Source organism: Streptomyces sp. NPDC054841 (genome assembly GCF_053611045.1).
The window spans coordinates 1-9334 of record NZ_JBSGZO010000346.1; the positions used below are offsets into that span (position 1 = coordinate 1).

Genomic DNA, 9334 nt, shown 5'->3' on the forward strand with positions numbered 1-9334 from the left:
GTCCAGGCCGCCCCCACACCCGCCCCCGGAGGAAACCCCCAATGATCCCGCTCGCGCCACACCAAGTCCCTGCCGTTGCCGAGTGGTTCCCGGCCGGAGCTCCAGGCCCCGGGGCACTGCCCGAGCACGTACTGACCACCGGCAGGGGCACCTGGTGGGCGGACCGTTCGGCAGAGCCGCGTGCCGTCGCCGTCACCTGCGCCGACCACGCACTCCTGAGCGGAGATCCGCAGGTGCTTTCCCCGGAGGCCATGGCACCGCTCGCCGGCCACTATGTCGTCGCACCCGCCCGATTTCTGCCGGTCCTCGGTTCCGCCTTCAACCTGATCCACCCGTGGGAGCGCATGGTGTACACACACCGGACACCCGCACCCGTGCCCCGTCCTCCGAGGGGCGTGACCATTCGCCGACTTACCACCGACGACGCTCCCTCGCTCGTCGCTCTCGGACCGGACATGGCCTGGATCCACGCCAGTTGGGGAGGCCCCTCCGGTCTCGCCGCCTCCGGCTTCGCCTGGGCAGCGTTCCGCAAGGACCAGATCCACGCCGTGGCCTGCACCTACTTCCTCGGCAGCGCGTACGAGGACATCGCCTGCGCCACCGTCCCCGACCACCGTCGCCGGCACCTGTCTCTCGCCTGCATCACCGCCCTCTGCTCGGACATCGCCGCCCGCGGCCGCACTCCGACCTGGACCTGCTCCCGGGACAACCGCCCCAGCCGCCTGCTGGCCTGGACCGCCGGTTTCCACCCTGCTTCAGGAACACGTTCACTACGCCACCACGCACGCCACAACGGAAATTGCCGCCTAGCACCAATACCAGTGACTTAAGGTCCTTGCTGGTACGGTGCGTGGTGGGGAGGTGCCTGGATGCCACGGCCGGGTCAGGTCAAGCCGGAGACGGACGAGCGATTGTCGGATCGCATCGCGGTGGGGCTGCTGACGCGGTCGTTCCCGCCGGAGTTGGTGGACCGGGTGGTGGCCGAGTGCGGGCGGTCCGGGCAGCGCAACCGACTGCTGCCGCCGCGGGTGGTGGTCTACTTCGTGCTGGCGATGTGCCTGTTTACAGGGCAGGGCTATGAAGAAGTCGCGCGGTTGCTGACGCACGGGCTGGCTTGGGCGAAACGCCGGTCGGGCTCCTGGCAGGTGCCCACCACGGCGGCGATCTCACGGGCTCGGGCCAAGCTGGGGCCGGAGCCGCTCAAGGCCCTGTTTGCCCACGTGGCCAGGCCGTTGGCGACGGTGTCGACACCGGGTGACTTCCATGGCCGGTGGCGGCTGGTGGCCGTCGACGGCACCGTCTTCGACGTGCCGGACAGCGAGGAGAACGCCACGTACTTCGGACGTCCGAAGACCCACCGCACCCAGCGGTGTGCGTTCCCGCAGGTACGGGTGGTGGCGCTGGCCGAGTGCGGCACCCACGCCATCACCGCCGCCGCTCTGGGCCCGCTTGCGGTGTCCGAACCGGCCCTTGCCCGCGAGTTGTTCGGCCACCTCGGCGAGGGTGATCTGCTGCTGGCCGACCGCGGCTTCACCGGCCTGGAGCTGTGGCGGGCGGCGTCGGCCGGCGGCGCTGACCTGTTGTGGCGAGTAAGGTCCAGCGCAGTGCTGCCGGTACGCAAGGAATTGCCCGACGGCTCGTACCTGTCGGACATCGTCGCCGCCAAAGACCACCGCAAACGCGCCGATCCGCAGGTGGTGCGGGTGATCGAGTACACCCTGGACGATCCCGGCCAGCCCGCCGGGGATGCCCCTTACCGGCTGATCACCACGATCCTCGACCACGAGGCCGCACCCGCTCTGGAACTGGCCGCCCTCTACGGCCAGCGGTGGGAGATCGAGACCGCGCTGGACGAGCTCAAGACCCACCAGCGCGGGCCGGCCGAGGTCCTGCGCTCGCGCTCACCCGGCGGCGTCGAGCAGGAAGTATGGGGACACCTACTGGTCCACCACGCCATCCGCACGCTGATGCACGACACCGCCGAACACGCCGGGCTGGACCCGGACCGGCTCTCCTTCACCCGCAGCATCCGCCTCGCCCGCCGTCAGGTCCCCGCGCAGGCGGCCTTTTCCCCCTGACCGCCTGGCCGCGGCCCTCACTGAGGGCATCCGCGAGATAGCCGCACGACGCTCACCCAAACGTCGCCCGCGCCTCAACCCCCGCGTCGTCAAACGCAAGATGTCCAACTTCGGCGTCAAACGCGACGAGCACCGACACGGCACCCGACGCCCCCAGCATCCGGCCGAGACGCTGGCCATCGCCCCGCACTGGCGCACCGCCCCCGATCAACCCGCCGACCAAGGTCCCCCGAAGCTGGGACCCAATCCCCTAAGTCACTGGTATTGGGCCTAGAGCCGATGCTCCACCGCGGGAACTGCGGGCTGTACAAGGTGCAGCTCGGGTACCTCGACAAGGAGCATGTGATGATCGCGCTGCAGGAGTTCCCCGGGCTGGAGATGTGCGAGATCTGCGCGCCATGGGGCAGCCTGGGCATCGACAAGCCGACGAAGCACTGATGCGAAGCCACCGGCACCTCCCTCAGCTCAAGAACCGCTCCCGGCAATGACCAGGATCGAGCCCACCACGATCTCGCCGCTGCCCCACACGCCGTACATCCAGGCTGTCATCGAGCAGCTGGCCGCTGGAGGCTGCGCACCGGACCGCGCCCGGCTCTACCGGGCAGCCGAACCCGGCCAGACCGCCGGCCCCGGCGAAGGGCTTCTGGTCGCCGTGCTCGAATGGCACCCCGCCCCCCGCCACCATCCCCACGGACAGAGGCTGCGCTGGACCAACCGCACCGGCTGGCAGCCCATTCGACCAGGCAGCGCACTTCCCCCACACGGCTGACGAGCACGACGACAGCATCGGTCACCCAGCACGAAACCCCACCCTTCGCCCCAACTCATGTTGCTACCTGTGGTGTTGGCCCCACGGTGATCGCTCTGTTCAGGCCGTGGAGCGCAGCGGAGCAGGCTGCGCGACGACGGCCGCGCACGTCAGATGCCGGGCACCGCATGTCTTCCAGATCGGTCACCAGACCGCGCAGCTGGCCGATCATCTCCCTGACACAGCTGCGGGCCGTCCCATGTGCACCTTTTCAAAAGTGCGGCCACCACCAGGTCGTGAACCTCGTCAACGGGGCGTCCACCCCCGTGAACATCCAGGTGGAGCCCTCGCAGTTCACCCAGGAACCCAGCGGAGAGATCACCTTCCGCCCGCCCGGCCCCGTCTCCGCCGCCTCATGGGTGACCGTCACCCCTTCCCGTCTCCGCCTGGGGCCCCGGGAGACCAGGAAGGTGACGGTCGACGTCAGCGTCCCCGACCGCCCCGAACCGGGCGAGCGCTACATCGCGATCCTCTTCAAGACCCCACCCAGGCAGATGTCCCGCAATGTTCAGGTGGTGGGCGCAGTGGCCAGCCAGTTCTGATCAACGTACCGGGCAAAGCGGTCCACCGGATCCTCGCCGACCAGCTCGAAGCACGCCGCTTCGCCTTCGGCGGCCCGGTCGACCTCAGCCTGTCCATCCGCAATGCCAGCAACGTCCACCGCAGCTACACCGGCCGCAACCGGATCACCGCCACAGCTGGCGGACAGAAACTCGTCTTCCCCCACATCACGGTCCTGGCCTGCTCGCGTGCGCCCTCGGCCTTTCCTCCTCACCCGCAAAGGCGTCCGCTACCAACGAGCCCTTCTCCATGCAGCGCGGCAGACACGGCACTGAGCGCCCAAGGCCAGTCGCAAGCGGTTCCGCGCGGCGTTCAGCAAGGCCGTGAAGGACACTAACGGATGCGCGCGACGCGGCCCTTGTCGTCCACTACGGCCACGCTCGCCCACACCAGAACCGTCAAGGACGCGCAGCTGACGGCGATCGGCCCGAGGCTGGCCGAGCTAGGGCCTGTCCGGCGCCCAACGGCCTGTCCGGGCCAATCGCCCACTCTCCCCGGTGCCGCCGACCCGCTCGTGGGCAGGGCAGGCGCCGTGATCGCAGTGACCGCCAGCGCGTCCACCACGTGACTCCGCCACTTAGCGGTATGTCCCGGAATGTGTTCTTGGTCGATTGGTGGTTTGCTGCTCGGTGGCGGCGTCCCGGGCTGTCCGGTGCGCCGTTCTTCTGTGTTTTCCGGAGAGCTCAAGGAGGAGTTCCGCATGTCCGTGTACACCCCCCAGCAGATCAGCCAGCCGCAGATCCAGCAGCCCTACGGTCAGCAGCTGTTCGGCCAGCAGATCGCCGGGCCACAGCAGCAGATCGCGCAGGTGGTCCAGCAGTCGATCCAGCAGGCCTGTCAGCAGGCGAGCCAGCAGGTGGCTCAGCGCATGCAGCAGACGCTGCAGCAGATCCAGCAGGTCCAGCAGCAGCTGCAGCAGCAGGGCTTGGCCCACCAGGCGCACCCGTACCTGGCTGTCGCGCTGCACCACACCCTGCACCAGGGCGTGCGGAACGCTGTGGAGCAGTCCGTGCAGCAGGCGCTGCCTCTGGCGATCCTGACGCTGGTGCAGCAGAGCCAGCAGGGCCAGCAGCAGTGGGGCGGTGGTTACGGCCAGCAGCAGTTCGGCCAGTTCCCCGGCCAGGGGATGTTCGGGCAGCAGCCGCAGTTCGGGCAGCTGTCGCCTATGGGCATGTGAGACACCCGCCCGGGCAGCGCTCGTTCTCCCTGCTGTGTGGGGAGGCGGGCCTGTCCGGCCGGATGCCGCGCCGGGGCGAGGCAAAGGCGCGGCGCCGCTGGCCGGGGAGCTCATGGACGCCCGCTTCCCGGCCGGCCACTGAAGATCCGGGCGTACGACGACGCTTTACGTTGAGATGGCGGTTGGCTGAATGAGTGAGCAGGGCGGCAACGGTGTGAAGCCGGGCAACGGCAAGGGCGGCAAGACCCCGCGTGCGCAGGGCGCGGCGGGTGAGGCCGGGCAGCCGTCGGCGGCTGCGGGCGGGGCAGGTGAGCCGACCGGACGGATGGGCGGGGAGGCACAGGCGCTGGGGCACCAGGGTCGGGGTGTGCGGGCGGGGTGGGGCCGCTATCTGGTCGCGCCCCGGCCGTTGGGGTTTATTGCCGGTGGGGTGCCGCCGATCGAGGCCACGGCGCTGTTCAAGCTGCTGGAGGAAGACCCCGACGTGGAACCGGTGGCGCAGGTGCGGCCGTCGCGGTCGCGCGGATTGGGGGTGATCGCGGAGCCGCATCCGGCCTGCCCCCCGGTCGCGGTCGTGAGGATGCCGCAGGAGCGGGCCCGCGCCTTGGCGGCGAACCCGCAGGTGGTCGTGGAGATCGACCAGCCGCTCTCCTACACCCCCACCCCCTCCGTGGGTATCGGCCCGGTGCCGGTGATCGACCCCATGCTGGCCATCACGCTGGAGGAGCCCGAGCAGCTCACGCTGCACGTGGTGGGCAGCGACGGGGAGGCGGTGGCCGGTGCGCACGCGTGGGCGATTGGCACCGGCGGCCAGGTCCACGGCACCACCGGCCCGGACGGACGGGTGACCCTGACCCTGGCCGCCGACACCCCCGAGACGCTGCAGGCCCTCTACGTCCGCCCGGTGGCCGACTACTGGCCGGTGCGCACCGGCACCCCCCAACCCGCGGGCAGCGGGGAGGCGGTGGTGACGGTGCAGGCGCTGTCGGAGACGTTCGAGGGATTTCCCGGCCGGGCGCTCACCGGCTGGGGTGCGCAGGCGATGCGGCTCAACCAGATCCCGCCGACCTACCGCGGTCACGGCATCAAGATCGCGCTGCTCGATTCGGGGGTGAACACCGCCCACCCGGACCTCAAGGACACCGTGAAACACGGGCACGACTTCACCGGCGCCGGAAACGGCACGTGGGGCCTCGATGTGACCGGGCACGGCACGTGGTGTGCCGGGGTCATCGCCGCGGCGGACAACAACGCCGGCATCGCCGGGATCGCGGCGGAGGCCGAGGTGCATGCGCTGAAGCTGTTCCCCGGCGGGCACCTCAGCGACCTGCTCGAGGCGGTCGACTACTGCATCAGCCACGACATCGACATCGCCCAGATCAGCCTCGGCTACGGCGCCCCGTCCCAGCTAGCCGCCTGGAAAATGGCGGACGCGCACGCCGCCGGGATCACGGTCATCGCCCCGGCCGGGGACACCGCCGGCCCTCTCACTCAGCTGGCGACCCTGCCGGGGGTGCTGGCGGTGGGGGCGATCGCGCACACCGGCACCTATCCCGTGACCAGCCCGCTCACCGCGGTGCAGCCGCCGTGGCCCGGCCCATATCCGGCGCCGTTCACCCCCACCGGTCCGGGGGTGGACCTGGTCGCGCCCGGCGCGGCGGTGATCACCACCAGCCTGGGTGACGGCTATGCCACGGTGGACGGCACGGCGATCGCCGCGGCGCACGTCACCGGGCTGGCCGCGCTGCTGCTGGCCCACCACGACCACCTGCGCGCCCAGGCGGTGCCGCGGACCGCGGCGCGCGCCGACCGCCTGTACATGCTGGTACGCACCGCCTGCCGGCCCCTGCCCGGCACCGACCCCCGCCTGGGCGCGGGCATCGCGGACGCCCCCACCGCGCTCGGCATCCCCGCGAGCTGGCAGCAGGCCGAGCAGTACGCGCCGGCCGGACCGTACCAGCGGGGCTGACGGCACGAGCCGTTCACAGACTTCCGCCCCCCTTCGCCGCCCTGCCGCCATCGGACGATGGGGGGCGGAGACGGCGGCGGGCCGAACAGGTCTCGCCCTGATCGTGCGCACCCTCAGCTCAGTCTTTCAGGATCCTTGCCCGCAGTACGCCGCGGTCCCTCGGTTCATCCAGGTCAGGGCGCTGTAGTTGGGGCAACGGACCGGTATGCGGATCCGCCTCGGCCGCGAGTACGCGATGCCGTATCCCGGTGTTCGAGAGGTCGGGGTCGGATTCGCGGCCGGTGCCCAGGGGGCGGCGGGTGGTGCTCACCCGGGGACAGTAACCGTCGGCCTCTCCTTCTCGCTCGGCTGTTTTCGGGGGTGAGCGGCCTGGCTGACCACTTCCTCATATGAGGAGGCGGGCGATGACGGCGTATGGCGTCGATCGTGGCCGCGGAGAGGCGAAGAAGAAGCAGGTGGAGGGCTAGGTTCTGTCCGGCGGATCATGTGACTGCTTCGTGGCGGGGTCGTTGTGATTGGTATGGGGCGGGGGTGCGTGCAACTTACTGTTCTCCCCCGAGTTCACGAGTCTTCGAGCAAAGGAATACGAATGAGCCCGCTGAGGAAGAAGACGCTGTGCGCCCTGCTGGTGCCCGTGGCCGCCGCAGCCGCCGCAGTGGTGCCGGCCGCCTCCACCGCCCAAGCGGCCGACGGCTACGGCCGGTGCCCCGACGGCCACTACTGCATGTTCTCGGGCCTCGATGGCACCGGCGACATGATCACACTAAGGGGCAGCACACCAGACCTTGCGGCCCTTGGCATGAACGACCGCGCCAAGTCGGACTGGAACCGCACGTCCTCGACCATCTACCTGTGGTCCGACGCCAACTACACCGGCTGCACCGCCACGACCGTCCCCGGCCCGACCGGCAAGGGCAACTTCTACCCCGACTATCGGGACTTCTTCAGCTCGGTGCAGTTCGACGGCCCGGGCGGCCCCTCCTGTGGGACCCCCGTGGAGGGCTGAGCCCCAGCCTGAGTCATGTTCGATGAGTCATGAAAGGGCGCACAGGGGACTGCTCTGATCCCCGTCCGTTCAGTCGATAGCAGCCGGTGAACCCGCTGCTCTGCGCCGCCGCCCCACTCCTACCCGGTAGGCGACGGCCTGGACGTAGGTCGGTCAGCTGCGGCGCGACGGAGGCAGCGTCGGCGGGCCACTGGTCCAGACACGGTCCCGCCGACGGCCGGGAGCTCCCAGGCCCTGGAACACGGCACCGCCGCAGGGTGCGGGTGCGGAAGTCCGAGGACACGTGCCCTGGTGGTGGAGGCGGTGTCCACCGGTCGGCCGCCGCGGTGGAGAAGACCTGTCACCAGCACCGCAACTGCCTGCGCAAAGACATGCGCCGCAGGCAGCTGGGAAACGCCTCGCAGCTGCTTCGTCGGCTCGGCCTGGGCGAGATTCCGCTGACCCACGATGCGTTCCACGAGCTCCAGCCCTGGCGGGCGCCTCTCACCTGGAAGAACTCCTCATGGCGTGCGGAGCCCCGCCGCGGTCGACAAGCACCTCTGTTCCTTTCAGCGCTGGCTTCCCGGACACCTGGCCGACATCCCCGAACCCGAGCACGCCAAGACGATCAGGCTCTTCGCTACCTGGCACGTCCTCCCCGGACTGCGGGCCCGAGCCGAGCGGAGCCACATCACACCCAGCGTCCGCCGCTTCGCCAGCGAACAGATCAAGTACGCGACCGCCTTCCTGCTATGGCTCGGCGAGCGGAACACCACCCTCGCGTCATGCGGCCAGGTCGACATCGACGCCTGGTTCGCCGCAAACGCCGAGCACGCCCGCACCCGCCTGAGGGGCTTCCTCAACTGGGCCATACAGGGCCGTCACTGCCGACGTTCCCTGGCCATCCCCGGCATGAAGATCTCCCGTCGGCCTGCACTGAGCGAAGACGAACGCCTCGCCACCCTGGGCAGGCTTCTGACCGATACGGAGATACCGATGCGACTCCGCGTCGCCGGAGTCATCGTTCTCCTCTACGCACAACCGCTGAGCCGCGTCGTCCGGCTCACCGTCGACGACGTCATCCGCGACGGCGACGCCGTGCTGCTACGACTCGGCGAGCCACCCTCGCCCGTTCCCGCGCCGGTCGCCGCCCTGCTGCTGGAGCACATCACGAACCGCGGCAACATGAACACCGCCACCAACCCGGCGTCCCGCTGGCTCTTCCCCGGCCGCCGGACCGGTCAGCCGCTCGGCCCCAACCACCTGTTCGCGCTCCTGAACAAGGTCGGAATCCCGATCGCCGCCGCTCGCGGCGCCGCTATCCGGCGGCAACTCCTCGAACTTCCCGCACCCGTCGTCGCAGACGCTCTCGGCTACCACGACAAGACCACCAGCCGCCTCCGCAACGAGACCGGCGGAACCTGGAGCAGATACGCCCCAGGGGATCCCGCAAGGTCGCCAGCAGGCTGGATTCCTCGGGGAACCGGCGCCAGTTGAATAGGAGAGCCCACCAGTATCAAGCCCCGCCGACCCCGAGGCCGCCGCCCGTACCCAGGCCCGCCAGCAGTTCGGGGAACGCTGTCCGGTCGCGCAACCAACTGGGCCAACGGGATCGTCAAGTACTTTGCGCGCATGGTCAAGCCGTCGGTTGTGTTCTCACCGATACCGAACCCGACTGCTCGGCAGCACCATCATTCCCTGCGGCCCTGTCGGCTCATCCGGTCCGCCGCATGAGACAACAGCGCCACTCATCGCC

10 protein-coding genes are annotated in these 9334 nt (G+C 69.9%); 9 read left to right on the forward strand and 1 reads right to left on the reverse strand.

The window, feature by feature from the left end; genetic code table 11:
- Positions 1 to 41: 41 nt before the first annotated feature.
- The 5 genes from ACWGI8_RS32425 to ACWGI8_RS32445 all read left to right on the forward strand — a co-directional run bounded on the left by ACWGI8_RS32425 (position 42) and on the right by ACWGI8_RS32445 (position 3428).
- Positions 42 to 830: a GNAT family N-acetyltransferase gene (locus tag ACWGI8_RS32425; RefSeq protein ID WP_453666377.1), complete on the forward strand. Its 789-nt coding sequence runs from the start codon at positions 42 to 44 to the stop codon at positions 828 to 830.
- A gap of 39 nt (positions 831 to 869) precedes the next feature.
- A complete protein-coding gene (locus tag ACWGI8_RS32430; protein ID WP_453666379.1) occupies positions 870 to 2078 on the forward strand; it encodes an IS4 family transposase in 1209 nt (402 codons plus the stop codon).
- 279 nt (positions 2079 to 2357) lie between these two features.
- The gene (locus ACWGI8_RS32435; RefSeq protein WP_453666381.1) at positions 2358 to 2516 is read left to right on the forward strand and encodes a DUF6233 domain-containing protein; all 159 of its coding nucleotides are present in this window, start codon (positions 2358 to 2360) and stop codon (positions 2514 to 2516) included.
- A 46-nt stretch (positions 2517 to 2562) separates the two neighbouring features.
- Positions 2563 to 2847 carry a hypothetical protein gene (locus ACWGI8_RS32440; RefSeq protein WP_453666382.1) on the forward strand — a complete coding sequence of 95 codons (285 nt, stop codon included), beginning with the start codon at positions 2563 to 2565 and terminating at the stop codon, positions 2845 to 2847.
- A 275-nt stretch (positions 2848 to 3122) separates the two neighbouring features.
- Entirely contained in the window at positions 3123 to 3428 is a 306-nt protein-coding gene (locus tag ACWGI8_RS32445) for a hypothetical protein (RefSeq protein WP_453666383.1), read from the forward strand.
- Here the strand turns inward: ACWGI8_RS32445 and ACWGI8_RS32450 are convergent.
- Positions 3395 to 3613: a hypothetical protein gene (locus ACWGI8_RS32450; RefSeq protein ID WP_453666384.1), complete on the reverse strand. Its 219-nt coding sequence runs from the start codon at positions 3611 to 3613 to the stop codon at positions 3395 to 3397. The two genes, ACWGI8_RS32445 and ACWGI8_RS32450, sit on opposite strands and share 34 nt — an antisense overlap.
- Before the next feature lie 534 nt (positions 3614 to 4147).
- Between ACWGI8_RS32450 and ACWGI8_RS32455 the strand changes: the two genes are divergently transcribed.
- The 4 genes from ACWGI8_RS32455 to ACWGI8_RS32470 all read left to right on the forward strand — a co-directional run bounded on the left by ACWGI8_RS32455 (position 4148) and on the right by ACWGI8_RS32470 (position 9075).
- Positions 4148 to 4624 (forward strand): hypothetical protein, encoded by a 477-nt coding sequence (locus ACWGI8_RS32455; protein ID WP_453666386.1) that lies wholly within the window; start codon positions 4148 to 4150, stop codon positions 4622 to 4624.
- Between the two features lie 190 nt (positions 4625 to 4814).
- On the forward strand, positions 4815 to 6593 hold the full coding sequence (locus ACWGI8_RS32460; RefSeq protein WP_453666388.1) for a S8 family serine peptidase: 1779 nt from the start codon (positions 4815 to 4817) through the stop codon (positions 6591 to 6593).
- Between the two features lie 589 nt (positions 6594 to 7182).
- Positions 7183 to 7599, forward strand: coding sequence for a peptidase inhibitor family I36 protein (locus tag ACWGI8_RS32465; RefSeq protein WP_453666390.1), 417 nt, complete (start codon positions 7183 to 7185; stop codon positions 7597 to 7599).
- 507 nt (positions 7600 to 8106) lie between these two features.
- Complete coding sequence (locus tag ACWGI8_RS32470; protein ID WP_453666392.1) at positions 8107 to 9075, forward strand: hypothetical protein; 969 nt, start codon at positions 8107 to 8109, stop codon at positions 9073 to 9075.
- Positions 9076 to 9334: the final 259 nt, after the last annotated feature.

Coding starts and splice junctions, on each gene's coding strand:
- ACWGI8_RS32425 (WP_453666377.1), top strand. CDS start 42: ATGATCCCGCTCGCGCCACACCAAGTCCCTGCCGTTGCCGAGTGGTTC.
- ACWGI8_RS32430 (WP_453666379.1), top strand. CDS start 870: ATGCCACGGCCGGGTCAGGTCAAGCCGGAGACGGACGAGCGATTGTCG.
- ACWGI8_RS32435 (WP_453666381.1), top strand. CDS start 2,358: ATGCTCCACCGCGGGAACTGCGGGCTGTACAAGGTGCAGCTCGGGTAC.
- ACWGI8_RS32440 (WP_453666382.1), top strand. CDS start 2,563: ATGACCAGGATCGAGCCCACCACGATCTCGCCGCTGCCCCACACGCCG.
- ACWGI8_RS32455 (WP_453666386.1), top strand. CDS start 4,148: ATGTCCGTGTACACCCCCCAGCAGATCAGCCAGCCGCAGATCCAGCAG.
- ACWGI8_RS32460 (WP_453666388.1), top strand. CDS start 4,815: ATGAGTGAGCAGGGCGGCAACGGTGTGAAGCCGGGCAACGGCAAGGGC.
- ACWGI8_RS32465 (WP_453666390.1), top strand. CDS start 7,183: ATGAGCCCGCTGAGGAAGAAGACGCTGTGCGCCCTGCTGGTGCCCGTG.